Raw genomic sequence first — 26,961 nt, 5'->3', positions numbered from 1 at the left:
CTGGCACATGCCCTAGCCGTTCTCGCTAGGAGTTGATAAGCCATTCAAAGACCGCGCCAGCACACCTGGTGCGGTCTTTTCATGTCTGGAGGAGAAATCTCCGCCGGCAACTCCAAGCGGCCCGAGAGGCTAGTGGCCTCGGGCTGAGAACCCTCTCTTCTATCCTGCGGGCGCCAACGCCGGCACAGGCTGCCCTTTCGGACGGGAAGCGGTCCCGACCTGGAGCTCAAACCATCGGCGGAGCTTCACGCCCCACAGCCTTCGGTTCGAGCCCAAGCCCCAAGCGACATCTCTCCATTGAGCTCCTGCCAGGGCCGTCATGCTCCGCATCGGGGTGGCTGGCAGGTGCGAAAAGACGAGTCGCTCGTCAAAGTGTTTCATGTAGACCTGTGGGCCTTCGTCCTTGCGGACGTCGGCCAGCAGGGCTTGGCGCCCAATCCACAGCGCTGCCGACGTGTCGGCGTTCATGCGGTTGGGTCGGCCATATTTGGTGAAGCCTCCGACCGAGGAGTACAGAGGGTTCACCGAATACAGCGTCAGGTGCAGTTTTTCGCAGGCACGCAGCATCATTTGCTCGAACTGCGTGCTCGGCAGGCTGCCCAGCATGTCGTTGTAGCGCTTGTTGACGGCGCCGGCACGCGCCATCAATCGCTTCGTCGAGAAGTCCAGGCTTTCGATGGCCACGGCCATCGACAAGCGCTTGGCGTGCCGTGCGAGCTGCGCGACTGTTGTGTCGAGGACCTGCTTGCGCTCGGCCTCGGTCAGACCCTTGAGGTGCCACGGCATGAAGCCATGTTGGTCACGCAGTCGATTACCGTCGGGCTTGACAGCGCACCAGGCCACGCCTCGAGCATTGAAGTCCAGGCCCAGCATACCGCTCTCTCGTGTCACGGGTCGAGTTTCAGCGAAGCCGGAAGGCACATCCAGACTGGCCTGAACGTACCACGCTCGAGACCCATCCGGCTGCAATCGACTAAGAACGCGCATCGTCACAGGCCGCTTGCCGAAGGCCTCGGCCAGCGCCGCCCGGGCCGCGCCCTTGTGCGAGGTGAAGTCGACGTTGTCGAGCGTGATGAACCGGCACTGCATGCGCAGTGGCATGAACTTCTTTTCGGTACCCGCTCGCGGAATGTCGCGCGCATCCATTCGCTCGTGCGCAAGTTGGTCAGTCAGGCGGATGCGTAGCTGATTGGTTCCGGGGAACCATCGCACTTCCTTGTTGCCGCTCTCTTCGTCGGTGTGACCGACCGACCACCACTGGCCGTCTCGAGCATTGGCCCAAGCAATCTGCCAGGCCTCTACGGAAGTGAAGGGCGTTGTAGCCGCGTTGGCACCCGTGGGTCGCTGCGCGAGCAGATTCTTTGAACCGAAACACAAGCTGTAGCGGCCGGCGGCGATGTCATCTTGCAGGCGCTTGAGCTTGCCGCGCTTGTCCCTCAGGACACGCTCTTTCTGCTTAATCCAATTGCGACAGAACGCAAGCTCTTGGTCGACGTCGCGAAGCACTCGCAGCGTCTTCAGAAACCGCTTCGTTCGCTCTTTGCCAGCCTTGGGTGCGAACTTGTCTCGCTGACTTCGGAGCTTGGCCTGACGCTTTTTTAGCGCAAGCACCTTCTTGTTTTTATCGAAAACAGCGTGTTCACGTTTGACTATGGCGAGTTCCAGCTGCTTCAGTTCGTACTTCTTCAGCTCCACCAGTCCTGCGTGCTTCATCTCGGCGGAAATGAGCAGCGAACCAACCTGTGCACTGGTGAAGTTGTGCTTCATAAGCACCGCGTAGGCCTGCGGTTTGGTCAAGCGCTGCCTGTAAAGCAGTGTCCACGCCTTGCGCAGTCCCCCTGACCAATGCGCTGCCTGGGCCGCCAGAAGGGCGTCCAGGTCTGCATCAACAGTAAGGCGCGTTTCGTAGGTGTGGAGCAATCTGAAAACTGTATATTTGTACAGTAGTCTATCAACTCCTTTAGAGAACGGCTAGGGCACATGCCAGGCGTTTGTCCATCCAGGGGCCGGCGAAGCCGGTAGCGCAGGGTCTATTCGCCGAGATAGGCGGCCCGCACCTTAGGGTCGTTCAGCAGCGCCTGGCCCTCGCCTTCCATCGTGACCTCGCCGGACTCCATGACGTAGCCGCGGTTGGCCAGTTGCAGCGCGCGGCTGGCGTTCTGCTCGACGAGCAGCACCGTCACGCCCTGCTGGTGGATATCGTTCACGACCTCGAAGATTTTGTCCACCATGATGGGCGACAGGCCCATGGACGGCTCGTCCAGCAGCAGCACCTTGGGCCGGGCCATCAGCGCGCGGCCCATTGCCAGCATCTGCTGCTCGCCGCCGGACATCGTGCCCGCCAGCTGCTTGGCACGCTCCTTGAGCCGCGGGAACAGCGCGAAGACCTTGTCCATGTCGGACTGGATCTCGCCATCGTTGCGGTTGTAGGCGCCCATCTGCAGGTTCTCGGTGATGGTCATGCGCGTGAACGTGCCGCGGCCCTCCGGCACCATGACCAAGCCTTTCTTGGCTAGGTCCCAGGCGCCCTTGCCCTTGATGGACTCGCCGAGGTAGCTCACATCACCAGAGGCCACCGGCTGCAGGCCGGTCACAGCCTTCAGCGTCGTCGTCTTGCCCGCCCCATTGGCGCCGATCAGCGAGACGAGCTCGCCCTCGCGCACCTCGAAGTTCACGCCCTTGACGGCCTGGATGCCCCCGTAGGCCACCTTCAGGCCGCTGACCTTGAGCAGGGTTTGCTTTGTAGTCATATCGCTCTTTCAACTCGCGTCGTGGATTCCCCAGCGGCACCTGTGGAACTGGCTTTGCCAGGCCACTGGGTACGCCCCCTCGACGGGGAGCGCAAAGCGCTGCGGGGGTGGGCCATCAGTGGGCCTTGTGACCGGCGCCCAGGTAGGCCTCGATCACCTTCTCGTTGCGCTGCACCTCGGCAGGCGTGCCTTCGGCAATCTGCTTGCCGTAGTCCAGCACCGTCACGCGGTCGCACAGCCCCATGACCAGCTTCACGTCGTGCTCGATGAGCAGGATGGTGCGACCGTCGTTGCGGATGCGGTCGATCAGCTCGCGCAGCACGACCTTCTCGGTGGCATTCATGCCGGCCGCCGGCTCGTCGAGAGCGATGAGCTGCGGGTCGGTAGCGAGCGCACGGGCAATCTCGAGCCGGCGCTGGTCGCCATAGCTCAGCGTGCGGGCCTTGAAGTCGGCGTACTTGCCGATGCCGACATAGTCGAGCAGCTCCAGTGCGCGGTTTCGGATGGCGGCCTCCTCGGCCTTGAAGGACGGCGTGCGGAACACCGCACCGAACAAGCCCGACTTCGTGCGGATGTGCCGGCCCACCATCACGTTCTCGGCAGCCGTCATGTCGGCGAACAGGCGGATGTTCTGGAAGGTGCGCGCGATGCCGGCCTTGGCGACCTGGTGCACGGCCTGCGGCGTGTACGGCGTGCCGCCCAGCGAGAAGCTGCCCCCGTCGGGCGTATAGAGGCCCGTGATGACGTTGAAGAAGGTCGTCTTGCCGGCGCCGTTGGGGCCGATGAGGCCGTAGACCTGGCCGCGCTGGATCTGGATGCCGACGTCGGACAGGGCCTGCACGCCACCGAAGCGCTTGGACGCGCCGCTGACGTTGAGGACGATGTTGTCGTGTGTGGTCATGATGATGTCGTCCTCCTCACTTGGCGGGCTGCGGTGCAGCCTTGCCATGTTCCGGCGCCGGCCACAGGCCGCGCGGGCGGATCAGCATGATGCTGATCATGGCCAGCGCCACGAGCAGCTGGCGCAGGATGGACGCATCGATGCGACCGCCGGTCATGTTCTGGATGTCGCCCGCCACATAGCGCAGCACCTCGGGTAGCGCCGCCAGCATCAATGCACCGAGGATGACGCCCGGGATGTGGCCGATGCCGCCCAGCACCACCATCGCGACGATCATGACCGACTCCTGCAGGCTGAACGATTCGGGCGACACGAAGCCCTGGAAGCTTGCGAACATCGCGCCGGACACCCCGCCGAACGTCGCGCCCATGCCGAACGCCAGCAGCTTCAGGTTGCGGGTGTTGATGCCCATGGCCTTGGCGGCGATTTCGTCCTCGCGGATGGCCATCCACGCGCGGCCGATGCGGGAGTTCTCCAGCCGGTAGCAGATCAGCACGCTGGCCATCACCAGCACCAGGAACAGGTAGTAGTACAGCGTCACCGACGGCAACGTGAAGCCGCCGATCTGCAGCGGCTTGGCCAGGTCCACACCGAAGATGTGGAAGGCGTCGATCTGCCCAATGCCGCGCGGCCCGTTCGTGATGTTGACCGGATACTCAAGGTTGTTCAGGAACACACGGATGATCTCGCCGAAACCAAGCGTCACGATGGCGAGGTAGTCGCCACGCAGCTTCAGCGTCGGCGCGCCCAGCAGCACGCCGAACAGCGCTGCCAATCCCGCGCCGAGCGGGATGACGAGCCAGATCGGCGAGTGCAGGCCATCCGGGAAGGCGGCCCGGATGCTCTCGAAGTTCTCGCTCAGGTGGGGACTCGCCATCAGCGCGAACATGTACGAACCGACCGCGTAGAAGGCCACATAGCCGAGATCCAGCAGGCCCGCATAGCCGACGACGATGTTCAGGCCCAGGGCCAGCAGCACGTAAAGCAGCGCCAGGTCGATGATGCGCACGGGCCCGTTGCCGAACTGCTGGGCGAACAGCGGCACAACCAGCAGCAGCGCAGCGACGACAAGGAAGGTGATGAGTTTCTTGGCTTGCATGTCTTGTCTCCGTCAGGCGCGATCGGCCACCCGCTCGCCCAGCAGGCCGGACGGCCGCAGCGTCAGCACCAGGATCAGGGCCACGAAGGCGAAGATATCGGCGTAGTGGCTGCCCAGCACGCCGCCCGTCAGGTCACCAAGGTAGCCGGCACCGATGGCCTCGATGAGGCCTAGCAGCACACCGCCGACGACGGCGCCAGCCAGGTTGCCGATGCCGCCCAGCACCGCGGCCGTGAAGGCCTTCAAGCCGGGCATGAAGCCCATCGTGTGCTGCACCGTGCCGTAGTTGGCCGCCCACATCAGACCGGCCACGGCGGCCAGCGCCGCACCGATGACGAAGGTCATCGAGATGATGAAGTCGGGCTTCACGCCCATCAGCCCGGCAACGCGTGGGTTCTCGGCCGTCGCGCGCATCGCGCGGCCCAGCTTCGTGAAATTCACGAGGTACATCAGCGCGGCCAGGATGGCGACCGTCAGACCCAGGATCAGGCACTGCGTGACGGTGATGACCGGCCCGCCCAGGTCGAACGGGTCGGTAGGCAGCAGCAACGGGAAGGGCTTGGGGTTGGGCTTCCAGATGATCATTGCCAGCACCTGCAGCAGCAGCGACATGCCCATGGCCGTGATCAGCGGCGCCAGGCGCGGTGCATTGCGCAGCGGCCGGTAGGCGATCTTCTCGACCGAGTAGTTCAGCAACGTGCAGACGACGATGGCGCATGCGAGGCCGACCAGCATCAGCGCCCAGCCGGGCAGGCCCGAGTCGGCGAGGAAGCTGACGACGGTCCAGCTGACCATCGCGCCGACCATGAGGATCTCGCCGTGCGCGAAGTTGATGAGGTTGATGATGCCGTAGACCATCGTGTAGCCCAGCGCGACGAGGGCATACATGCTCCCGAGCACGAGGCCGTTGATGATCTGCTGGACGAGAGTCTCCATGTCCATGGGGGGCTCCTGAAACGGAATGGGCGCAGCATGCGCCAAGCGACCCGGGAGAAATCGCAACCCTCGTGCCAAACCTCGGCGCGAGCCTGTGTTTCAAGGGTATTCACCGACGGTCCGCCACCCTGGACCGTTTGATCCCTCCCACAAAGGGCGGCACTGGGCAGAAATCACGAGTGTCACCCTCCCAGAACTGGGCGGAAATCCGCACAAACCGCACGCCGCACTGGCGGTTCTCCGCCCGGGCGCAAAAAAGAGTCGCACAGGCCCTCGGCGCACGCTGTGGCTGGGCAAACTAGCCGCCCGTTCATCATGTCCGCGCCCTCTTCCGTTCGCCCCCGCGTCATGCGCCTGCTGCGTCTGCTGAGCCGGCCGGGCTTTCATCTGTTCCTGACCGGCGCCCTGATGGTGCTCGGCTTCGTGCTGGCGCACCGCCTCAGTGAACGCAGCGGCCGCGACCAGCTCTCGGCCCTCAGCACCGAGCGGCTGGAGTTGTACGCCAGCAACCTCGCCGCCGAGCTGGGGCGGCAGGCGTCGTTGCCCAGCCTGCTGGCCATCGACCCGACGCTGCAGGCGCTGATGCTGGCCCCCGGTGACGCCGGCCGCCAGCGCAGCGCCAGCCAGACGCTGGCGCGCGTGAACGTGCGCGCCGGCACGAGCCAGATCTTTGTGGCCGACCTCCAGGGTCAGGTCTTGACCGCCAGCGAACCGCTGACGCCGCCGGCCCGCCTGCCGGAGGTGCTGGCCCAGGGCCGCAGCCACTTCTTTGCGGCCGACCCGGTCACCGGCAGCACCGACTTCTACCTGCTGCACCCGCTGCGCGGCAGCGGCCCGGCGGGCGGCGTCATCGTCGTGCGCTTCAACCTCGCCCCGCTGGAGGCGACCTGGGTGGATCTGGGCCTGCGCTCGCAGAACGAACGCATCCTTGTCGCTGACGATCAGGATGTCGTCATCATGAGTTCGGTCCAGCCCTGGAAGTACGCCGTGCTGGGCCATGCCGACCCGTCTCGCCGCGCGGCGCTGCAGGCCAGCGCGCGCTACCCGCAGGCCATCGGCGCAGACCTCGCGTTGCCGGCTGCGCTGGAGGCGCACCGCGGCCGCCTCGTGCGGCTGCCGCTGCCCGGCGACGTCGCCGAGGGCCGGCCGATGCTCGCGCAGCAGCGCCAGCTCGTGCCGCTGGGGCTGCGCCTGGTGGCGCTGTCGGACCTGACCGAAGTGCGCCAGCGCGCGCAGCTCGCCGCTTGGGGCGGCGCGGCCTTCGGCGCCAGCGTCGGGCTGCTGGTGCTGTATCTGTCGTCCCGGCGACGCGCGTTGCGCCAGCTGACACAGGCTCAGACGGCCCTGCGCCAGGCCCATGCGCAACTGGAGCAACTGGTGGATAGCCGCACGGCCGAGCTGCGTCACACAAACGATGCGCTGAAGACGCAGATCGCCCAGCGTCTGCAGACCGAGGGCGAGCTGCTGCAGGCCAGCAAGCTGGCAGTATTGGGGCAGATGTCGGCCGGGCTGTCGCACGAGGTCAACCAGCCGCTTACGGCGCTACGGGCGCTAGCCCGCAACTCCATCCGGCTGCTGGAAACGGGCCGCGCCGATGCCGTGGCGGCCAACCTCCAGATCATGGACGACATGGTCGAGCGCATGAGCCAGATCACGCGCCAGCTGAAGAACTTCGCCCGCAAGGCCGACGAGCAGGTCACCGGCTCGGTGCCGCTGCTGGACAGCGTGCGCAACGCGCTGCTGCTGCTGGAACACCGCAGCCGGCCGCTGGGTGTGCAGACCGACGTGGACGTGCCGGCGGACCTGCGCGTGCGGGCCGAGGCCAACCGGCTGGAGCAGGTGCTGGTCAACCTGTTCGGCAACGCGATGGACGCGATGGCGGACGAGACCGAGCGCCGCTTGAGCGTGCATGTCACCGTGCAGGACGGGCGTGCGCTCGTGCAGGTGCAGGACAGCGGCGCCGGCGTCGGCGAGGCGGACCTGCACCACCTGTTCGAGCCCTTCTTCACGACCAAGCCGGCCGGCGAAGGCCTGGGCCTGGGCCTGGTCATCTCCGCCAAGATCGTCCATGAATTCGGCGGCACGCTGCGTGCGCGACCGCTGCCGCGCGGCATGAGCTTCGAGTTCGACCTCGCCGTCGCCCCCTGGGAGAGCCCCGATGTTTGAAGGCTACAAGATCGTGTTCGTCGAGGACGACCTGCCTGTGCGCGTGAGCCTCACGCAGACGCTGGAGCTGGAAGGCTTTGCCGTGCTCCCTTGCCGCAGCGCCGAAGAGGCCCTGCCCCAACTGCAGCCCGGCGCGCAGGTCGTGCTCATCACCGATGTGCGCCTGCCCGGCATGGACGGCCGAGCGTTGCTGGCACATGCGCAGGCGACGGACCCAGCGATTCCCGTCATCCTCATCACCGCGCACGGTGACGTGGCGATGGCCGTGCAGGCCATGCGCGCTGGGGCCTACGACTTCATCGAGAAGCCCTTCGCGCCCGAGCGCCTGGTGGACGTGGCCCGGCGGGCGCTGGACCTGCGCACGCTGCGGCACTCGGCCGACGCGCTGCGCGCGCAGCTGCAGCGCGCCAGCGGCATCGAGGCCGCGCTGCTGGGCCAATCGCCGGCCATGCAGCAGTTGCGCCGCCAAGTGCTGACGCTGGCCGGCACCTCGGCCGACGTGCTCATCGTCGGAGAGACCGGCACCGGCAAGGAGCTCGTGGCCCGATGCCTGCACGACCAGAGCCCGCGCCGAGACCGCCATTTCGTCGCCATCAACTGCGGCGGCCTGCCCGAGGCCTTGTTCGAGAGCGAGCTGTTCGGCCACGAGCCCGGTTCGTTCACGAGCGCAGCCAAGCGGCGCATCGGCAAGATCGAACATGCCAACGGCGGCACGCTGCTGCTCGACGAGATCGAGACCATGCCCATCGCGCTGCAGATCAAGCTGCTGCGCGTGCTGCAGGAGCGGCGCATCGAGCGGCTGGGCTCCAACGACGAGGTGCCGGTCAACGTGCGCTTCATCGCCGCCAGCAAGTCGGACCTGAAGGAACAGTCGAGCAAGGGCGAGTTCCGCATGGACCTCTACTACCGACTGAACATCGCGACACTGCACATCCCGCCGCTGCGGGAGCGCCGGGAGGACATCCCGCTGCTGTTCGAGCACTTCGTTGCCCAGGCCTGCGCCCGCTACGAGCGCGACGCGCCGGAGCTGACGCCCGACAAGCTGCGCGAGCTAATGGCCCAAGACTGGCCCGGCAACGTGCGCGAGATCCGCAACGCAGCCGATCGATTCGTACTCGCGCTGGACGACCTGGACCCTCAGGCCGCGCTGAACGCGCTGCCTCACCTGCCGCTGGCCAAGCAGATGGATCTGGTGGAGAAGGCCCTCATCGAGCAGGCGCTGCGCAAGACCCAGGGCAAAGTGCCAGCGGCGATGGAGCTGCTGGGCACGCCGCGCAAGACGCTGTACGACAAGCTAAACCGCCACGGGATCGTGCTGGACGACTTTCGATAGGGCACCGGCCTGCCGGACCTCTCCCGCCTCAACACATCCTGAACTCGGGATCCCTTGCCCAATAGTTCAAGCAAGCTGGGGTAACAACGTCGCCAAGACCGTCAGAACAATACCGACCGTCCAAGGTCAGCATTGACGGGCTCCTGGTATACGACTCCAGCTTAAAGCCAAGCGCGACCAACCCACAAAACAAATCTGCCAGCCTCCCGGCGAAAAAAGCCAACAGCACATCTGCCGCCGCTCCACGAAAGTTGCACGCCACAACAATCGCCTGCTCCGGAATCCAGCCAGCCAGACTGAAGGCCAGCACGTCTTGATCAGGCTCCAAAGGGATGATCGTGGAGGGTTGGCCTAGCAGCCAAAACGACTCTCCGTTCCATGTGCCGGCTATCGCCTGCGTGAGGGCACCAAGCTGAGCGAGATCTTCAGAGCTCAAGCGTGCGCGCAACGCACTTGGGTGGAAGAGTCTGACATAAGCCTCCCTGGCCTAACGATAGCGCTCCGGGTCCGGCGAATCCGTCGGGTTGGCGACCGCGCGCCGGAACGCCGCGCTCATCGGCAGCTTGAGGTTGGTGCCCGAAGCCGCCACCGGCTGCTCAAACCAGCGCCGGTAGATCGCGTGGATCTCGCCGCTGCGGTAGAGCCCCGCCAGCACGCCGTCCACGAGTGCCTTGAACTGCACGTCGCCCTTGCGCAGCCCGATGGCATAGGGCTCGACGGTGAGCGCCGTGTCGGAGATGCGGTAGTCGTCCGCCGCCGCGCCCTGCTGGGCCATGATGCTGCGCAGTAGCACGTCGTCCATCAGGAAGGCCGCGGCGCGGCCACTCTTCAGCAACTGGAATCCCTCCGGGTCGTCCAGCCCGCCGAGGATGCGGATGTCCAGCCCCTGTTGCTCGTTGACCTTGGCCAAGTGCTGAATGCTGGTCGTGCCGACCGTGGTGGCCACGGTGCGGCCACGGAGCTCGGCCAGGCTCTCCACGCGGTCACCGGCGCGCGTCATCAGTCGCGTCTCGGCGACGAAGATTGTCAGCGAGAACGCTTGCTGGCGGGCGCGCTCGGCGGTGTGCGTCGTGATGCCACATTCCAGGTCGAGCGTGCCGTTGATGACCAGCGGCATGCGCGTGGCGGACGCCACCTCGACGCGGCGCACCTCCAGGTCGGACAGCTGCAGCTTCTGGCGCACCGCGTCCACCACGCGGTCGCACAGCTCAATGGTGTAGCCCGTGGGTCGCAGCTGGGCGTCCAGGAAAGAGAACGGCAGCGATGCCGGCCGGTAGCCGATGACGATGACGCCGGTGTCGCGCACGCGGGTCAGCGTCGGGCCGTCCGCGGCGTACACGGCTGCTGACGCCAGCAGTGCGGCTAGTGCCGCACTGAGCACCACACTAAGCCGCGCCAGACGCTTCATCGTCCAGCCGGCGCAGCTCAGCGAGCTTGTCGGCAATGCGCAGCTCCAGCCCGCGTGGCACGGGAGCGTACCAGCGCACGGCCTCCAGCCCATCGGGCAGGTACTGCTCGCCGGCGGCATACGCGTTGGGCTCGTCATGCGCGTAGCGATAGGCCTTGCCGTAGCCGAGCTCCTTCATCAGCTTGGTCGGCGCATTGCGCAGGTGCACCGGCACCGGCCGGCTCTGGTCCTGTTTGACGAAGGCGCGCACCTCGTTGAAGGCTTTGTAGACGGCGTTGGACTTCGGCGCCACCGCGAGATAGACGACGGCCTCGGCCAGCGCCAGCTCGCCCTCGGGCGTGCCCAGACGCTCGTAAGCCTCGGCGGCGTCCAGCGTTATGCGCAGCGCGCGCGGGTCAGCCAAGCCGATGTCCTCGCTGGCCATGCGGATCAGGCGGCGGCAGATGTAGCGGGCGTCCACGCCACCGTCCAGCATTCGCGCGAACCAGTACAGCGCGCCGTCCGGATGGCTGCCGCGTACGGACTTGTGCAGCGCGCTGATGACGTCGTAGAACTGGTCGCCGCCCTTGTCATACCGTCGCAGCTGCTCGCCGAGCGCCCGCTCCAGCAAGGCCTCGTCTATGGCAGAGCCCTGCGCCAGCGACGCCGCCGTGTCGAAGGCGTTCAGCAGCCGGCGCGCGTCGCCGTCCGCATAGCCGATGAGGCGCTGCGCGGCCTCGGGCGTCGGCTCCGGCACGCCCAGCTCGGTCGCGCCGCGGGCGATGAGCTGGCCCAGCTCGTCGGCATCCAAGCTCTTCAGCACCTGCACGGTGGCGCGCGACAACAGCGCCGAGTTGACCTCGAAGCTGGGGTTCTCCGTCGTCGCGCCGATGAAGGTGAAGAGTCCTGCTTCGACATGCGGCAGGAAGGCATCCTGCTGTGATTTGTTGAAGCGGTGCACCTCGTCGACGAAGACGACGGTGCGCCGCCCCTGCGCCGCGGCAACCTGGGCGCGCTCCACCGCCTCGCGGATCTCCTTGACGCCGCCCAGCACGGCCGAGATTGCGATGAACTGCGCATCGAAGGCACCGGCCATCAGCCGCGCCAACGTCGTCTTGCCGACGCCCGGAGGGCCCCACAGGATCATGCTGTGCAGCCGGCCGGCGTCGAACGCGACGCGCAGCGGCATGCCAGGGCCTAGCAGGTGACGCTGGCCGATGACCTCGTCGAGCGTCTTGGGCCGCAAGCGTTCTGCCAGCGGAATGCCGGCCTGCGGCGCCGCGGGAGCTGGCGTCGCGCCGGGCAGCGGTTCGTCGTCGAACAGCGATCCGTGGGACGAAGCGCTCACTGCTCGATCAGGTCCGCGCCCGCCGGCAGCTTGAACTGGAAACGATCCGCCGTGACCGGCACATTGGCCTGCACGGCGCTGAAGTCCAGTCGCGAACGTTGACCGAAGCCGTCGACGATCTCCATCGCCGCGAGCTCCTTGCCCTTGAAGCCGAGCTTCAGCAACTGGATAGTCGACTCGGCCTGCCGCGGCACGGCCTGCACCCAATCGATGCCACCATCGACCGGCAAGGCCTTCAGCGTGAAGTCGCGCTCCAGGTTGGCGCCGGCCAGCAACGCGGCGGGCGTGGCGCCCAGCGCATCGGCCAGCTTGCGGGAGCTGGCCTGATTCAGGTCCGCGTCGTAGATCCAAACCTTGCTGCCGTCTGCGACGATGGTTTGCTCGAAAGGCTTGGCGTAGACGAAGCGGAAACGGTTGGGGCGCTCGAACTCGAAGCTGCCGGACGATGTTTTCTTGCGCTTGCCGTCGGGCGCCGTGACGGTCTGCGTGAAGTTGGCCTTGCCGCTCTTCACGTCGCGCGCGAAATCGCGCAGCGCATCAACCGCGTCGGCATGCGCCAGGCCGCTCGATAGCAGCGTCAGGGCGATCAGGAGCTTCTTCATTCGTCTCGGGCTATTCGTCACGTTTGGGGATGATCAGTTCACGGCTGCCATTGGACGCCAGCGCACCGACGAGGCCGGACTTCTCCATCTGCTCCAGTAGTCGCGCGGCGCGGTTGTAGCCTATGCGCAGGTGGCGCTGCACGAGTGAGATCGAGGCCTTGCGGTGCTGTAGGACGATAGCGACTGCCTGGTCGTACATCGGGTCGGCCTCGCCATTGGATTCGCCCGGTGCCGGCGCCTCGCTGCCGAGGTCGTCCAGCACACCACCTTCCAGGATGCCTTCGATGTAGTTCGGCTCGCCCTGCGATTTGATGTACTCGACGACACGGTGCACCTCGTCGTCACTGACAAAGGCGCCGTGAACGCGGATCGGCAGGCCGGTGCCGGAGGGCATGTAGAGCATGTCGCCCATGCCCAGCAGCGCCTCGGCGCCCATCTGGTCGAGGATGGTGCGACTGTCGATCTTGCTGCTGACCTGGAAGGATAGCCGCGTCGGGATGTTGGCCTTGATGAGACCGGTGATGACGTCCACCGACGGCCGCTGCGTGGCCAGGATCAGGTGGATGCCGGCCGCACGCGCCTTCTGCGCGAGGCGGGCGATCAGCTCTTCGATCTTCTTGCCGACGACCATCATCAGGTCGGCCAGCTCGTCGATGACGACGACGATGAACGGCAGGCGCTCCAGCGGCTCGGGCTCCTCGGGCGTCAGGCTAAACGGGTTGGGGATGCTGACGCCATTGGCCTTGGCCTCGTCGAGCTTCTTGTTGTAGCCGGCCAGGTTGCGCACGCCCATCTTGGACATGAGCTTGTAGCGCCGCTCCATCTCGCCGACACACCAGTTCAACGCGTTGCCGGCCTGCTTCATGTCCGTCACGACCGGCGCCAGCAGGTGCGGGATACCCTCGTAGACGCTCATCTCCAGCATCTTGGGGTCGATGAGGATGAGGCGCACGTCGCGCGCCTCGGCCTTGTAGAGCAGGCTGAGGATCATCGCGTTGATGCCCACCGACTTGCCCGACCCGGTCGTGCCGGCCACTAGGCAGTGCGGCATCTTGGCGAGGTCGGCCACGACCGGCAGGCCAACGATGTCCTTGCCCAGGCCCATCGTCAGCTGGGACGCGGCGTCGGCGTAGACCTGCGAGCCGAGGATCTCGGACAAGCGGATGGTCTGCCGGCGTGCATTGGGCAGCTCCAGCGCCATGTAGTTCTTGCCCGGGATCGTCTCGACCACGCGGATGGACACGAGGCTCAAGCTGCGCGCCAGGTCCTTGGCCAGGTTGACGACCTGCGAGCCCTTCACGCCGGTGGCCGGCTCGATCTCGTAACGCGTGATGACCGGGCCGGGCGACGCGGCGACGACGTGAACCTCCACGCCAAAGTCGCGCAGCTTCTTCTCGATGAGCCGGCTTGTCATCTCCAGCGACTCGGGCGTGACGGTCTCCTGGCGGCCCGGTGCGGCGTCCAGCAGGTCGACCTGCGGCAGCTTAGCGTCGCCCACGTCGGCGAACAGCGTCTGCTGGCGCTCCTTGGCGACGCGCGTGGACTGCGGCACCTCGACAACCGGCGCCTCGATGACCAGCGGCGCGTGCTCGGCCTCCACCTGCCGCTCGATCTGGCGCTCAACCTCGACCTCCTGCTCGCGCTCCTTAACGGCGCGCTCGCCGGCCTTCTGATCCGCTTTCATCTCGCGCTGTTCGATGCGCTTCTCGCGCAACTGCTCGATGCGCTCGCCGATGCGTTCGGCCAGTTGACCCCATGAGAAGCGCAGCGCCCACGACATGCCGGTCAGCAACAGCACGATCCAAACGACACCGGAGCCGGCAAAGCCCAGCCCCTTCATGCCCAGCGGGCCCAGCAGGTAGCCGACGATGCCGCCGGCATGACCGGGCAGCCGTGGCTCGACGGCGTAGAGCCGACTCCACTCCAGCGCGCAACTGGCGCCCAGCAACAGCAGCACACCCGCCCACCAGCGCGCCCGCTGACTCCAGCGAGGCACGACAGCCACGTCATGCCGCAGCAGGCCGGCCAGGCCGCGCAACCATGCCCGCAGCGCGAGTAGCGGCAGCCACCAGGCCGAAAAGCCGAAGACGAAGAGCAGCCCGTCCGACAGCCACGCGCCGAAGCTGCCGACGCGGTTGCCGACGAGGTCGCGCTGGCCGCTGGTCGTGAAGGCCGCGTCGCGCAGGTCGTGCGTGGCCATCGCCAGCACCAGCAGCGCCAGCAGCAGCGCGCTCAGCGCCAGCCACAGCGGCGTGCGCAGCAGGCGCGAGGCCGCCGATGCCGGTGCGGCATCTCGTGTCTTGGGCGCCTGGCGGCGGGGGGACTTGGCCGGGGCGGCGGGTTCGCTGGCGGCGCCATCGCCGCCCAGCAGGGAACCAAGGGGAAAACTCATCCGGGCATTGTGCCGCGCCAGCCCATCGCGGGCCGGCGAAGCTGTATCCGGATCAATCGTGGGTCAGCCGTTCCTTGATGACGACCGAGCCGTTCTCCAGCGTCTCGATGACGCCGCGCTCCTCCAGGTCCTTCATGACCCGGCTGACCATCTCACGTGACGCGCCAACGACCTTGGCCATGTCCTGGCGCGACACCTTGCCGCGGATGAGCTTGATGCCCTTCTCGTCCTCGGCCATATCGAGCAGCGTGCGCGCCACGCGGCCGTATACGTCCAGCAGCGCGAGGGATTCGATCTGCCGGTCGGCATTGCGCAGCCGGGCGACGAGCCCGCGAAGGATGCCGTAGGCCAGGCTGCTGCTCTCCGGCAGGCAACGCGCGAACTCGAGACGCCCCAGCACCAGCATGTCGGTCTGCACCTCGGCGCGCACGGTGGCGGAATGAGGCTCGTTGTCGATCAGACTCATCTCGCCGACGTAGTCGCCAGACTGCAGCACGGCCAGGATGACCTCGCGGCCGCGATGGTCGGCGGTCAGCACGCGTGCCCGGCCGTTGAGCAGAATGAACAGAGCATTCGACTTGGTACCCTGCTCCACGATCAGTTCGCCGCGCTTGAAACGCCGCTTCACGACACTGTCCGCGATGGACTGCGCCTGATCCGTCGTCAGCATCGAGAACAGCGGAACCCGGCGGATCAGGTCCAGGTTGGAAATCATCGCCATATACATCCTCCTGTTTTGCGCCCCCGCAGGTGGCAAATTGCACGCCTGCCTAGAATGGCGTGCATTGTGCACACCGTGGCGCGCTCCGAAGCTCCGGGTTAGGCCGGGGTTACATCCCTAGAACTTCCTTGCGAGACGCCGAGCCGCCCTCACCTTCCCGTCATGATCGCCAATACCCAACACCACGGCCTGCTCATCCTCGGCTCCGGCCCCGCGGGCTACACCGCCGCCATCTACGCCGCGCGCGCCAACCTGAAGCCCACGCTTATCACTGGCATGGCGCAGGGGGGTCAACTCATGACAACGACCGAGGTCGATAACTGGCCGGCCGACGTGATGGGCGTGCAAGGCCCTGAGCTGATGCAGCGCTTCCAGCAACACGCCGAGCGCTTTCAGACGCAGATGGTCTTCGATCACATTAACCAGGTCGACTTCTCCAAGCGCCCGTTCACACTGGTCGGCGACAGCGCCACCTACACCTGCGATGCCCTCATCATCGCCACGGGCGCGTCCGCCAAGTACCTCGGCCTGGAGTCGGAGCAGGCGTTCATGGGCCGAGGGGTCAGTGCTTGCGCGACCTGCGATGGCTTCTTCTACCGGGGCCAGCAGGTCTGCGTCATCGGCGGCGGCAACACGGCCGTCGAGGAGGCGCTGTACCTGTCGAACATCGCCGAGACCGTTCACCTGATCCACCGCCGCGACAAGTTCCGCGCCGAACCCATCCTGGTCGACAAGCTCAAGGAAAAGTCGGATGCCGGCAAGATCGTCCTGCATTTCTTCCAGGAACTTGACGAGGTGCTCGGCGATGCCTCCGGCGTGACCGGCGTGAGGCTGCGCAGCGTGCTGGACGGCAGCAAGTCCGACATCGCGCTGCACGGTTGCTTCATCGCCATCGGGCACCAGCCCAACACCGACATCTTCAAGGGTCAGTTGGAGATGAAGGACGGCTACATCGTCACGCGCAGCGGCCTGAACGGCTTCGCGACGATGACCAGCGTGCCGGGCATCTTCGCTGCTGGCGACGTGCAGGACCACGTCTACCGTCAGGCGATCACCAGTGCCGGCACGGGTTGCATGGCGGCGCTCGACGCACAGCGCTTCCTGGAACAGGAAAACGGCTAAAACTCGCCAGACGGGGGGATTGCCGCTATACTCGCGGGCTTGCCTGCCGGATGGACCGCACCCGGACTCTCGGAGCCCGGGGCTAGCAGGCATTGCGGTCAAAGGGCTGCTCGCGACGGGTGTCGCGGCGGCTGGTCAGAGAAGTCAAACCGGAGAGCGTCAATGGCACGCGTCTGTCAAGTCACGGGCAAGAAGCCCATGGTCGGGAACAACGTTTCCCACGCCAACAACAAAACCAAGCGTCGGTTCCTGCCGAACTTGCAATACCGCCGTTTCTGGGTGGAGTCCGAGAACCGCTGGGTGCGCCTGCGCATCAGCAACGCCGCTCTGCGTTTGATCGACAAGGTCGGCATCGACCAGGTCGTCGCCGATCTGCGCGCCAAGGGCGAGCTCTGATCGTCGTTCACTGACACAACCGAAGGAATACGACCATGGCATCCAAAGGCGGCCGCGAAAAGATCAAGCTGGAGTCCACCGCGGGCACCGGCCACTTCTACACGACGAACAAGAACAAGAAGACCACGCCCGAAAAGCTCGAATTCATGAAATTCGACCCGAAGGCGCGCAAGCACGTCCTGTACAAGGAAATCAAGCTGAAGTGACTGCAGGCGGCGCCTGCCGCCAATCGCGCTTCAAGCCAAGCAAAACCCGCCGAGCGGCAACGCCGGCGGGTTTTGCTTTTGGGGCGCCTCAACGGGGTGATGCGGCAGCGACTTTGGTGCCGAACTCGTCCTGGAACCACCGATCGATCATGTGCTTCTCGTACCTGAGCGGCTCACCGCTGAAGTAGCTGTTCACGCCGTCCTGGTAGTTCATGTCGCGCAGCCGGGCGTCACCCTTGCGTACCACCTGCCCGGCCTGGCTGACCTCGTAGTTCAGCGTGATGGCCGGCAGCGTCACCCGGCGCATGACACGCACCCACTGGACACTGTGGCCGAACGGCTCCACGTTGCCCGCAAGGTCGATGTCGGTCACATTGATCGTCACGTCCTGGCCGGGCAGGAACTTCTGCGCCTGCGCCACCAGATGTGCCTCGATCTGCGTGAGCACGTCCTTGTCGGCGAACCCGGTGTTGTCCTTGATGTCGATGAACTTGTCCGGGTTGACGAAGTTCACCTTCACGTCGGCGCGCGCGGCGGCGGCCAGGGCCAGCAGGCCCCATGCAATGGCGTGGCGATACTTCATGGCATGGCTCCAAGTTGTGGATGAAGGCAGCAACAAGTCTAGGCCACGCAAGAAAAAAGGGCGCCTCGAATGGGCGCCCTTTACGCGGTGAAACGCAGACTTAGGCGTGCACCGCACGCAGGCGCATCGAGAAGGCCTGCAACTCGGCGATGCCGCTTTCTTCGGCACGACGGCACCAGGCCTGCAGGTCGGCCACCAGCTGCTCGGCCGACACGTTGGTGCGCGTCCACAACTGGCGCAGCTCCTCGCGCATCGTCACGAGCTTGTCGATGACGGGACTCGCGGCACGGGCATGGGCCAGCGGGCCGTGCAGATCGGCCGGGATGCGCTCTTCATCGCGGTGCATCCAGCGCTTGGCCAGCTTCAGCTGGGCGATGCGCTCGCTGTGCTTGCCACCCTCGGCCTTGATGCGGGCCAGTTCGGCCTCACAGGCCGACTTCAGGCCACGGGCATAGGTCGCCATGACCTCATAGCGGTTGGCAATCAACGCTTCCAGCGTGCGCGCATCGGCCGGCTTGATCTCACCCAGGCTCAGCTTCGGCGCGGTCTTGCGAACCTTGGCCCAGCCCAGCATTTCCATGCCGCGGATGTACACCCAGCCGATGTCGAACTCGTACGGCTTGACCGAGAACTTGGCCGACGTCGGGTAAGTGTGATGGTTGTTGTGCAGTTCCTCGCCGCCGATGATCAGCGTCCAGGGAATCAGGTTGGTCGACGCATCAGGTGCCTCGAAGTTCCGATAGCCCCAGTAGTGGCCGACGCCGTTGACGATGCCAGCGGCCCAGAACGGGATCCACGCCATCTGGATCGCCCAGATGGTGGCGCCGATGGCACCGAACAGCGTCACGTTGATGATCAGCATCAGCGCGACACCCTGCCAGCTGTACTTGGTGTAGAGGTTGCGCTCGATCCAGTCGTCCGGCGTTCCGCGGCTGTACTTGGCGATGGTCTCGGCATTCTTGGCTTCGGCGCGGTAGAGCTCGGCACCCTCGGCCATAACCTTCTTCAGGCCACGAGTCTGCGGGCTGTGCGGGTCTTCCTCGGTCTCGCACTTGGCGTGGTGCTTGCGGTGGATGGCCACCCATTCCTTCGTGACCATGCCGGTGGTCAGCCACAGCCAGAAGCGGAAGAAGTGCGACGGAATGGGCCCGAGGTCGAGCGCGCGGTGGGCTTGCGAACGGTGCAGGAAGATGGTGACTGCAGCGATCGTGATGTGCGTCACAACCAGCGTGAACACCACGAGCTGCCAGGCACTGAAGTTCGCCAGGCCGTTTTCCAGCCAGTTCAACAGCGCGTTCAGGAATTCGTTCATTGCGTGCGGGACCTCACCCCATCCGGGGCATGCAAGGGAACTTCGATTGTAGAGGGAGCCCCCCAAAAACAAGGGGCCGCTAGCACCTCAATCGTGCAACCGCGTGCAATGCAGCGTCATTTTCTTGACGCCGGTCAAGCCGCCCGCTCCCAGGCCACCGCGAAGAAGCCGTCCGTCGCATGACGATGCGGCCACAGGCGAAGCGCGCCGTTCTCCACCAGTTCCCCAGCTCGCTCGACCTGCGCCTTGCCCAGCACATCGTCGGCAGGCAGCCGCTTGAAGTCGGCATGCGCGGCCTCGAACTCGCCGGCAATGACCTCGTTTTCGGCGTCCAACAGGCTGCAGGTGGCATAGACGAGCCGACCGCCGGGCTTCACGAGCCGCGCCGCACTGGCGAGGATGGCGCGCTGCTTGTCCTGCAGCTCGGCTACAGCCTGCGGCGACTGGCGCCATTTCAGATCCGGGTTGCGGCGCAGCGTGCCCAGGCCCGAGCACGGCGCATCCACCAGCACGCGGTCGATCTTGCCGGCCAGGCGCTTGATGCGGTCGTCGCGCTCGTGGGCGATCTGCGCCGGGTAGACGTTGGACAGACCACTGCGCGCCAACCGCGGCTTCAGCGCATCCAGCCGGTGTCCGGACACGTCGAAGGCGTAGAGCCGGCCCGTGCTTCGCATCAGCGCGCCCAGCGCCAGCGTCTTGCCGCCAGCGCCGGCGCAGAAGTCCACGACCATCTCGCCGCGCTTGGGAGCCAGCAGGAGCGCGAGCAACTGGCTGCCCTCGTCCTGCACCTCGACCGAACCGCTCGTGAACAGCTCCAGTTTGTGCAGTGCCGGCTTGCCATCGACGCGCAGGCCCAGCGGAGAGAACGGCGTCGGCACGGCATCGATGCCGACGACCTTCAACTGTGCTTGCGCCTCCTCGCGCTTCAACTTGAGCGTATTGACGCGCAGGTCCAGCGGCGCCGGCTCGTTCAGCGCTGCGGCCAGCGGCCAGAACCCGGCCTCGCCAAGCCTGGCCAGCAGCGGCTCGGCCAGCCACTCCGGCAGGTTGTGGCGCAGCTTGGGCGCCAGCGTCTCAGGCGCGATGGCGTTGACCTGCTCCAGCCACTGCTGCTCGACCGGCGTCAGCGCGCCGCGCAGGAAGCTCTCGCTGCCGCGCCAGGCCAGGATGGCCAGTCGCCGCGGCACCGGGCCGCTACCGCTCTGGGCGAGATGCTGGAACTTCGGCCGCTCGCGCAGCATCGCGTAGACGGTCTCAGCAATGCTCGCGCGCTCGCGCTGGCCGAGGGCCTTGTGTTGACGAAAGAAGGCGGAGACGGTGCCGTCGGCGGGCGCGTCGAGCTTGTTGACGGCTGCGATCAACTCGGCGCTGAGCGCCAGCAGGGCATTAGGATGCATCGCGCCATTATCCCAAGCCCCTCCCCGCTTCATGAAGCTTTGGACCCAGCTGCGCCTGCGCCCCCGCCTGTTGACAGCACTTCTCGTAGGCAGCGCACTGGCCGCGGCGTGGCCAGGCATACTGAACCTGCAGACGCGCCTGCTCATCGGCTGGAACCTCGTCGTCTGGATCTACCTGCCGCTGGCGCTGTGGATGATGCTGGGCCGCGCCGGAGCCACGGACGTGCGCCAGCGCGCCAAGCGCCTCAACGAGGGCGTGCCGGTCATGCTGATGCTGGCCGTCCTCGGCGCGCTGGCAAGCCTGGCCGCCATCACGCTGGAGCTGCAGGCCGCGCGCCAGCAGCATGACTCGCGCTACGCGCTGCTGGCGCTGTCCACCGTGGCGGGCTCGTGGCTGCTGCTGCCGGTGGAGTTCGGTATCGCCTACGCGAGCCTGTACCACGGAGAGGGCAAAGCCGCCCACGGACTGGAGTTCCCGGGCAACGAGGAAGACCCGCCAGACTATGGCGATTTCCTCTACTTCTCGATGACCGTGGCCGCCACGTCGCAGACCTCGGACGTCTGCGTCAGCTCGCGCGGCATGCGCCGGCTGGTGCTGGTTCAGGCCTTGCTGGCCTTCGTGTTCAACACCGGCGTGCTGGCGCTGTCCATCAACATCCTTGCGGGTCTGATCAGTTGAAAGGAATGGAGCGCCTAGCGTAGCGCTCCGCCCGCGATCAACTGAGGAAGAGGTGCTGCGGCCCGCCGTCCCGGTGGCGCACCACCTCGCCGTCCCACACTAGCGCTCCCTCGACGAACCAGCGCACCGACTGCGGGTAGATGCGGTGCTCGGCCGTCAGCACACGCGCGGCGAGCGCCTTCGCGTCGTCGCCCGGCAGCACCGGCACCGCGGCCTGCACGACGATGGCGCCATGGTCCAGCTCGGCCGTCACGAAGTGCACCGTCACGCCGGCCACCTTGCAACCCATCTCGATCGCCCGCTCGTGGGTGTGCAGGCCGGTGAAGGCCGGCAGCAGCGACGGGTGGATGTTCAGCATGCGGCGCGCATAGCGGGCCGTGAAGGCGGGCGTCAGGATGCGCATGAAGCCGGCCAGCACGACCAGGTCTGGCGCGAAGCCGTCGATGACGCGGGCCAGCTCGGCATCGAAGGCGTCGCGGCTCGCGTAGGCCTTGTGGTCGACGATGGCCGTGGCGATGCCGCGCTCGGCAGCGAACTGCAGGCCGCCCGCATCGGGCCGGTTGCTGATGACGGCGGCCACTTCGGCCGGCCAGCCCTCGGCCGAGCAGGCCTTGACGATGGCCTCCATGTTGGAGCCCCGCCCCGAAATCAGAATCACCAACTTCTTCATATGGCGGCAGTGTAGGCGGCGCACCCCTGCCGAACGGCAGGGGCATGGTCGTTCGACGACAATCCGCGCCCCATGTCGACACCTCTCCCGACCGTCAAACCGAGCCGCCCGCGCCTGCTGTCGGGCATGCGCCCCACCGGCGCCCTGCACCTCGGCCACTACCATGGCGCACTCAAGAACTGGGTGCGACTGCAGGACAGCCACGACGCCTTCTTCTTCGTCGCCGACTGGCATGCACTGACGACCCAGCGGCCCAGCGGCGAGACGCTGGCGCGCCACACCTACGACATGGTCACCGACTGGCTGGCCGCCGGCATCGACCCCGAGCGCTGCACGCTGTTCCTGCAAAGCCGCATGCCAGAGCATGCCGAGCTGTTCATGCTGCTGTCGATGTGCACGCCGTCCAGCTGGCTGGCGCGCATGCCCAGCTACAAAGACCAGGTCGCCGCCGACCCGGAGCTGGCCACCTACGGCTTCCTCGGCTATCCGCTGCTGCAGGCGGCCGACATCCTGCTCTACAAGCCTGCGGGCGTGCCGGTGGGCGAGGACCAGGCCGCGCATGTGGAAGTAACCCGCGAAGTCGCGCGCCGCTTCAACCGACTCTATGCGCCCGAGGCGCCCGTCTTCGCCGAGCCGCAGGCGCTGCTGACCGAGACCGCGCGCGTGCCCGGCCTCGACGGCCAGAAGATGAGCAAGAGCCTGGGCAACGCCATCGCGATGCGCGACGAGCCCGAGGTCACGGCGGCCAAGATCCGCACGATGCCGACCGACCCGCAGCGCGTGCGCCTGGGCGACCCTGGCGACCCGGCGCGCTGCCCCGTGTGGCCGCTGCACCAGATCTACAGCGACGACGCGACGCGCGCTGCCTGCGAGACGGGCTGCCGCAGCGCGGGCATCGGCTGCCTGGACTGCAAGCAGCCGCTGATTGAGGCCATCCAGCGCGAGCAGGCGCCGTGGCGCGAGCGCGCCGCCGCGATCGACCCGCAGCAGCTGCGCTGGACGCTGGAGCTGGGCACGGAGCGCGCGCGCGCCGTCGCACGCAAGACGTTGCGCGAGGTGCGCGGCGCAATGGGGCTGGCCGCTTGAACGCCGGAGGCAATCACGAGCCGTGCGCCACTCTCGCCGGGGCCACGACTGTCATCCACGTCACGGACCTCGAAGCCGCCATCAACTGGTGGCGCGAGCATTCGCCGTCGCCGGACGGCATCCGCGCCGTGCCCGAGGTGCGGGCGCTCGCCGAGGCCTACGCCCTGCTCTCGCTGAGCCGCACCACCTGCATCGCTCCTGCCGCCCTGCCGCCGCTGGCGCTGGACGCCTGGCTGGCCTGGTATTCCACGACGCCCGATTCGCCCTGCATCGCCATCTGCTCGACCGCGCAGGGCGACCCGGTCTGCAAGGGCTGCGGCCGCACCTTTGATGAGGTCCAGCACTGGCCCGCGCTGAGCCCTTTCGAGAAGCGTGGCGTCTGGCATCGCATCCTGCTCGAAGGCACGGCCTGGCGCTTCAACCGCTACGCGGAACGCTCGCGGTCGTGACGCGCCTCCGCTTCGCCGACAGCGTGCGACGGCTCGCGCCGCAGGCCTGGCCGGTGCTCGTCGGCCAGCTCGCCGTGCTGATGTTCAGCACGGTCGACACGCTGATGCTGGGACGCGTCGGCCCGGAGGACCTGGCCGGGCTGGCCGTCGGATCGGCGGCCTACTTCAGCATCTTCGTCGGGCTGATGGGCATCGTGATGGCGGTCGGCCCCATCGCCGGCCGGCAGTTCGGCGCGGGCGACCTGCCCGGCTCGGGCCGCAGCTTCGTGCAGGCCCAATGGCTGGCGCTGCTGCTGTGTGTGCCGGGCTGCCTGGCGCTGGCCTTCCCCGAGCCCTTCATCTGGCTCGCGCAGCTGGACGCCGCTCAGGCCAACAAGGTGCGTGCCTACACGCGACCCGAGGCCATCGCGCTGCCGGCGGCGCTGCTGTTCGCCGCCTTCCGCGGCTTCTCCACCGCCGTCAGCCGGCCCAAGGCCGTCATGGCAGTGCAGCTGATGGGCCTGGCGGCCAAGGTGCCGCTGAATGCAGTGCTGGTGTTCGGCTGGGGCCCCATTCCGGCGCTGGGCGTGGCCGGCTGCGGCTGGGCCACGGCGCTGGCGATGACTGCACAGAGCCTCGCCGCGCTGATGCTGCTGCGGCGCGACGGCTTCTACACGCCGTTCCGCATCGCATCGCTGTGGCGAACGCGGCCAGTGGTCGCCGAGCTGTGGGCGCTAGTGCGCCTGGGCCTGCCGATGGGCGGCTCCATCCTCGTCGAGGTGACGGGCTTCACCTTCATGGCCTTCTTCGTCGCGCGGCTGGGCGCCACTCCGGTGGCGGGCCACCAGATCGCCGTCAACCTCGTCGCGATGATGTTCATGGTCGCGCTGGCGCTGGCCACCGCGGCCGGCACGCTGGTCGCGCAACACCTCGGCGCGGGCGAGAAGGCGCAGGCGCGGATCGTCGGCCGGCACGCGATGACGCTCGCCGCGCTGGTGGCCGCGAGCGTCGGTGCCATCGTCGGCCTGGCGCGCGAGCCAATCGTCGCGCTCTACACCGCCGACGCGAAGACGGCCGCGGCGGCGCTGCCGCTGCTCGTCTGGGTGTGGTTCTTCCATTTCGGCGACGCGCTGCAGACCGTGGCGGCCTATGTGCTGCGGGCCTACCAGGTGGCCACGCTGCCCATGATCATCTACGTCGTGGCCCTGTGGGGCGTGGGCATTGGCGGCGGCTACGCGCTGGCCTTCCATGTGCCGGGCAATGGTGCGCTGGGCTTCTGGCAAGCCGCCACCGCGGGGCTGCTGACGGCAGCGCTGTTGCTGGGCCTGCTGCTGTACCAAGTGTTTCACGCCAACCGCTGAAGCCGTGCTCTAGCATGCGGCGCCATGCTGAACCGCATCGACGAAGAGATCACGTTCCGCAAGCTGGAGATCCTGCTCGCGTTCATGGAGAGCGGCAGCCTCGCGCGTGCGGCCGAGCGGCTGGGCATCAGCGCGGTCAGCGTGCATCGGGCTCTGCATTCGCTGGAGACGGGCACGCGCTGCAGCCTGTTCCGGCTCGAGGGGCGCAACCTGCAGCCCAACGACGCGGCCCATGCGCTGGCGGACGTAGCACGCGAGGTGCTGCAGGCGATGTCCAACGGCATCCGCGCGACGCGCGAGATCGCCGGTTATGCAGCGGACCGCATCCGCATCGGCTCGCTCTATTCGCTGACCAGCGTCACCGTGCCAGCCATCATCATGGGCCTGCGGCTGCGCAAGCCCGACATCCAGACTGAGCTGGTCATGGGCTCAAACCAGGAGCTGCTGCGCCGGCTGCGCGAGGGCACGCTGGACGCCACGGTGATGGGGTTTCCCGAGGACGCGCCGGACGTGGAGTCGCAGTTGCTGTTCGAGGACGGCATGTTCTTCGCTGCGCCCGCGGGCTCACCCTACGCGCAGCAAGACGAGATCGACCTGGGCGCGCTGGGCGACGAGCGTTTCGTGTCGCTCAATGAAGGTTATGTGACGCGCGACCGCTTCGTTGATGCCTTCCGCGTGGCGGGCTTCGAGCCCAACGTCGTCATGACAACGAACGACATCTTCTCGCTGATGAACCTGGTGGGCGGAGGTATCGGCTGCACTTTGCTGCCGGGGCGCATCCGAAACGTGCTGCCGCGCAATGTCTGCCTGGTGCCGTTGCAGCCGCGTTACCAGATGCGTCAGAAGATCTGCGTCGTGTTCCTGCGCACGCGCGAGCGCGACCCCAACCTGCTGTCCTTGCTGGCCGCCTGCCGCAGCCATGCCGAGGAACTCAAGGGTTAACCCACGATCTTTTCGGCTGGCGTAATGGTCGCCCGGTGCGGCTCATTGACCGTCGTCAAGGTCACTTCGAAACTGCAACTGCATACCGCCAGTACAGGCGGAACTTTGGAGACAAGCCATGAACCTGACACGACGCCAATGGGTGGCCGCCGCTGCCAGCGCCGCCGCCACCGCCGGCTGGACCGACACCTTCGCCCAGGCGGGCGGCCTGAAGATCTCGCACCAGTTCCCGAGCGGCACGCTGAACGAGGGTGACTTCCGTGACCGCCTGTGCCGCAAGTTCGCGGCCGAGGTCGAGAAGCGCACCGGCGGCGCGCTGAAGGCGTCGGTCTATCCGGGCTCGTCGCTAATGAAGACCAACGCTCAGTTCTCGGCGATGCGCAAGGGTGCGCTGGACATGAGCCTGGTGCCGCTGTCCTACGCGGGCGGCGAGGTGGCCGAGACAAACGCCGGCCTGATGCCCGCTCTGGTGCCCAGTTATGAGCAAGGCGCGGCCTGGAAGACGGCAGAGGCCGGCAAGCTGCTCTCCAAGGTGCTGGACGACAAGGGCGTCATCATCGTCAGCTGGGTCTGGCAGGCCGGTGGCGTGGCCAGCCGCACCCGCGCGATGGTGACGCCGGACGACGCCAAGGGCCTGAAGGTGCGCGGCGGCAGCCGCGAGATGGACATGATGCTGAAGCAGGCAGGCGCCTCGGTCATCACGCTGCCGTCCAACGAGATCTACGCCGCGATGCAGACCGGCGCGATGGATGCAGCGATGACCTCGTCCACCAGCTTCATCTCCTTCAAGCTGGAGGAGATCGCCAAACACCTGACCTCGGGTCGCCAGCGCACCTACTGGTTCATGCTGGAACCGCTGATGATCTCTAAGGAGGTCTTCAACCGGCTGCCCAAGCCGCAGCAGGACGTCATCATGGCCATCGGCGCGGAGATGGAAGTCTTCGCCCGCGATGCCGCCAAGGCCGACGACCAGGCGGCTGCTGCGATCTACGCGAAGGCCGGTGCCAAGGTCTACGACATGGACGAGCCCACGCTGAAGAAGTGGCAGGCCATCGCCCGCGAGACCGCGTGGAAGGACTTCGGCGAGAAGAACGAGTCCTGCGCCGCCATCCTCAAGGCTGCCCAGAAGCTGCTGTGAGCGCGG

General features: G+C 66.7%; 26 protein-coding genes. 11 read left to right on the top strand and 15 right to left on the bottom strand.

The features are described from left to right. Nucleotides 1-159 precede the first annotated feature (159 nt). From LXT13_RS25135 to LXT13_RS25115, 5 genes are all read right to left on the bottom strand, one after another. Nucleotides 160-1,920 (bottom strand): hypothetical protein, encoded by a 1,761-nt coding sequence (locus LXT13_RS25135; RefSeq protein ID WP_233375061.1) that lies wholly within the window; start codon nucleotides 1,918-1,920, stop codon nucleotides 160-162. A gap of 110 nt (nucleotides 1,921-2,030) precedes the next feature. Continuing rightward, on the bottom strand, nucleotides 2,031-2,750 hold the full coding sequence (locus LXT13_RS25130) for an ABC transporter ATP-binding protein (protein WP_233375060.1): 720 nt from the start codon (nucleotides 2,748-2,750) through the stop codon (nucleotides 2,031-2,033). A gap of 115 nt (nucleotides 2,751-2,865) precedes the next feature. Next, a complete protein-coding gene (locus LXT13_RS25125; RefSeq protein WP_233375059.1) occupies nucleotides 2,866-3,651 on the bottom strand; it encodes an ABC transporter ATP-binding protein in 786 nt (261 codons plus the stop codon). A 16-nt stretch (nucleotides 3,652-3,667) separates the two neighbouring features. Beyond that, a complete protein-coding gene (locus LXT13_RS25120) occupies nucleotides 3,668-4,750 on the bottom strand; it encodes a branched-chain amino acid ABC transporter permease (RefSeq protein WP_233375058.1) in 1,083 nt (360 codons plus the stop codon). Nucleotides 4,751-4,762: 12 nt separating this feature from the next. Then, on the bottom strand, nucleotides 4,763-5,686 hold the full coding sequence (locus LXT13_RS25115; RefSeq protein ID WP_233375098.1) for a branched-chain amino acid ABC transporter permease: 924 nt from the start codon (nucleotides 5,684-5,686) through the stop codon (nucleotides 4,763-4,765). 348 nt (nucleotides 5,687-6,034) lie between these two features. Here LXT13_RS25115 and LXT13_RS25110 point away from each other — a divergent pair, with 348 nt between their 5' ends. Beyond that, nucleotides 6,035-7,852, top strand: a complete 1,818-nt coding sequence (locus LXT13_RS25110) for a sensor histidine kinase (protein ID WP_233375057.1) — start codon at nucleotides 6,035-6,037, stop codon at nucleotides 7,850-7,852. After that, complete coding sequence (locus tag LXT13_RS25105; RefSeq protein WP_233375056.1) at nucleotides 7,845-9,185, top strand: sigma-54-dependent transcriptional regulator; 1,341 nt, start codon at nucleotides 7,845-7,847, stop codon at nucleotides 9,183-9,185. The genes LXT13_RS25110 and LXT13_RS25105 overlap by 8 nt, the downstream gene beginning before the upstream one ends. 28 nt (nucleotides 9,186-9,213) lie before the next feature. Here LXT13_RS25105 and LXT13_RS29035 read toward each other — a convergent pair whose 3' ends face one another. The 6 genes from LXT13_RS29035 to LXT13_RS25080 are packed head-to-tail and all read right to left on the bottom strand — an operon-like array spanning nucleotide 9,214 to nucleotide 15,635. Beyond that, complete coding sequence (locus LXT13_RS29035; protein WP_419964709.1) at nucleotides 9,214-9,621, bottom strand: DUF6368 family protein; 408 nt, start codon at nucleotides 9,619-9,621, stop codon at nucleotides 9,214-9,216. 51 nt (nucleotides 9,622-9,672) lie between these two features. Further along, nucleotides 9,673-10,593, bottom strand: coding sequence for an amino acid ABC transporter substrate-binding protein (locus tag LXT13_RS25100; RefSeq protein WP_233375055.1), 921 nt, complete (start codon nucleotides 10,591-10,593; stop codon nucleotides 9,673-9,675). Continuing rightward, on the bottom strand, nucleotides 10,571-11,878 hold the full coding sequence (locus tag LXT13_RS25095; RefSeq protein WP_233375097.1) for a replication-associated recombination protein A: 1,308 nt from the start codon (nucleotides 11,876-11,878) through the stop codon (nucleotides 10,571-10,573). Before LXT13_RS25095 ends, LXT13_RS25100 begins: the two co-directional genes overlap by 23 nt. A 38-nt stretch (nucleotides 11,879-11,916) precedes the next feature. Further along, entirely contained in the window at nucleotides 11,917-12,522 is a 606-nt protein-coding gene (lolA, locus tag LXT13_RS25090) for an outer membrane lipoprotein periplasmic chaperone LolA (RefSeq protein WP_233375054.1), read from the bottom strand. Between the two features lie 10 nt (nucleotides 12,523-12,532). Continuing rightward, nucleotides 12,533-14,914 carry a DNA translocase FtsK gene (locus LXT13_RS25085; protein ID WP_233375053.1) on the bottom strand — a complete coding sequence of 794 codons (2,382 nt, stop codon included), beginning with the start codon at nucleotides 14,912-14,914 and terminating at the stop codon, nucleotides 12,533-12,535. A 52-nt stretch (nucleotides 14,915-14,966) separates the two neighbouring features. Further along, nucleotides 14,967-15,635, bottom strand: coding sequence for a Crp/Fnr family transcriptional regulator (locus LXT13_RS25080; RefSeq protein ID WP_233375052.1), 669 nt, complete (start codon nucleotides 15,633-15,635; stop codon nucleotides 14,967-14,969). A gap of 162 nt (nucleotides 15,636-15,797) precedes the next feature. Here LXT13_RS25080 and trxB point away from each other — a divergent pair, with 162 nt between their 5' ends. From trxB to rpmG, 3 genes are all read left to right on the top strand, one after another. Further along, the gene (trxB, locus tag LXT13_RS25075; protein WP_233375051.1) at nucleotides 15,798-16,757 is read left to right on the top strand and encodes a thioredoxin-disulfide reductase; all 960 of its coding nucleotides are present in this window, start codon (nucleotides 15,798-15,800) and stop codon (nucleotides 16,755-16,757) included. Between the two features lie 162 nt (nucleotides 16,758-16,919). Then, nucleotides 16,920-17,153 (top strand): 50S ribosomal protein L28, encoded by a 234-nt coding sequence (rpmB, locus tag LXT13_RS25070; RefSeq protein ID WP_233375050.1) that lies wholly within the window; start codon nucleotides 16,920-16,922, stop codon nucleotides 17,151-17,153. A gap of 35 nt (nucleotides 17,154-17,188) precedes the next feature. Beyond that, entirely contained in the window at nucleotides 17,189-17,359 is a 171-nt protein-coding gene (gene rpmG / locus LXT13_RS25065) for a 50S ribosomal protein L33 (RefSeq protein ID WP_025564431.1), read from the top strand. Nucleotides 17,360-17,447: 88 nt separating this feature from the next. On the opposite strand, the gene LXT13_RS25060 is transcribed toward rpmG, so the two are convergent. The 3 genes from LXT13_RS25060 to LXT13_RS25050 all read right to left on the bottom strand — a co-directional run bounded on the left by LXT13_RS25060 (nucleotide 17,448) and on the right by LXT13_RS25050 (nucleotide 20,651). Continuing rightward, nucleotides 17,448-17,942, bottom strand: a complete 495-nt coding sequence (locus tag LXT13_RS25060; protein ID WP_233375049.1) for a DUF3016 domain-containing protein — start codon at nucleotides 17,940-17,942, stop codon at nucleotides 17,448-17,450. Nucleotides 17,943-18,042: 100 nt separating this feature from the next. Beyond that, the gene (locus tag LXT13_RS25055; RefSeq protein WP_233375048.1) at nucleotides 18,043-19,254 is read right to left on the bottom strand and encodes a DesA family fatty acid desaturase; all 1,212 of its coding nucleotides are present in this window, start codon (nucleotides 19,252-19,254) and stop codon (nucleotides 18,043-18,045) included. 134 nt (nucleotides 19,255-19,388) lie between these two features. Then, nucleotides 19,389-20,651, bottom strand: coding sequence for an RsmB/NOP family class I SAM-dependent RNA methyltransferase (locus LXT13_RS25050; protein ID WP_233375047.1), 1,263 nt, complete (start codon nucleotides 20,649-20,651; stop codon nucleotides 19,389-19,391). A gap of 31 nt (nucleotides 20,652-20,682) precedes the next feature. Here LXT13_RS25050 and LXT13_RS25045 point away from each other — a divergent pair, with 31 nt between their 5' ends. After that, a complete protein-coding gene (locus LXT13_RS25045) occupies nucleotides 20,683-21,330 on the top strand; it encodes a DUF1345 domain-containing protein (protein WP_233375046.1) in 648 nt (215 codons plus the stop codon). A 37-nt stretch (nucleotides 21,331-21,367) separates the two neighbouring features. Here LXT13_RS25045 and purN read toward each other — a convergent pair whose 3' ends face one another. Next, nucleotides 21,368-22,000: a phosphoribosylglycinamide formyltransferase gene (gene purN / locus LXT13_RS25040; protein WP_233375045.1), complete on the bottom strand. Its 633-nt coding sequence runs from the start codon at nucleotides 21,998-22,000 to the stop codon at nucleotides 21,368-21,370. 72 nt (nucleotides 22,001-22,072) lie between these two features. On the opposite strand from purN, the gene trpS reads away from it, so the two are divergent. The 5 genes from trpS (at nucleotide 22,073) to dctP (ending at nucleotide 26,955) form a co-directional block, all read left to right on the top strand. Beyond that, entirely contained in the window at nucleotides 22,073-23,086 is a 1,014-nt protein-coding gene (gene trpS / locus LXT13_RS25035; protein ID WP_233375044.1) for a tryptophan--tRNA ligase, read from the top strand. Then, nucleotides 23,083-23,535 carry a DUF3717 domain-containing protein gene (locus LXT13_RS25030; protein WP_233375043.1) on the top strand — a complete coding sequence of 151 codons (453 nt, stop codon included), beginning with the start codon at nucleotides 23,083-23,085 and terminating at the stop codon, nucleotides 23,533-23,535. The genes trpS and LXT13_RS25030 overlap by 4 nt, the downstream gene beginning before the upstream one ends. Beyond that, the gene (locus tag LXT13_RS25025; RefSeq protein WP_233375042.1) at nucleotides 23,532-24,875 is read left to right on the top strand and encodes an MATE family efflux transporter; all 1,344 of its coding nucleotides are present in this window, start codon (nucleotides 23,532-23,534) and stop codon (nucleotides 24,873-24,875) included. The genes LXT13_RS25030 and LXT13_RS25025 overlap by 4 nt, the downstream gene beginning before the upstream one ends. 24 nt (nucleotides 24,876-24,899) lie before the next feature. Beyond that, nucleotides 24,900-25,817 (top strand): LysR family transcriptional regulator, encoded by a 918-nt coding sequence (locus LXT13_RS25020; RefSeq protein ID WP_233375041.1) that lies wholly within the window; start codon nucleotides 24,900-24,902, stop codon nucleotides 25,815-25,817. 118 nt (nucleotides 25,818-25,935) lie between these two features. Next, nucleotides 25,936-26,955 carry a TRAP transporter substrate-binding protein DctP gene (gene dctP, locus LXT13_RS25015; protein ID WP_233375040.1) on the top strand — a complete coding sequence of 340 codons (1,020 nt, stop codon included), beginning with the start codon at nucleotides 25,936-25,938 and terminating at the stop codon, nucleotides 26,953-26,955. The last annotated feature ends 6 nt before the right edge of the window (nucleotides 26,956-26,961 follow it).

This window comes from Pelomonas cellulosilytica (assembly GCF_021353265.1).
Lineage (GTDB): Bacteria > Pseudomonadota > Gammaproteobacteria > Burkholderiales > Burkholderiaceae_C > Pelomonas > Pelomonas cellulosilytica.
The sequence above is the reverse complement of the archived record's forward strand: the minus strand, read 5'-3'. Positions and strand labels throughout refer to the sequence as shown.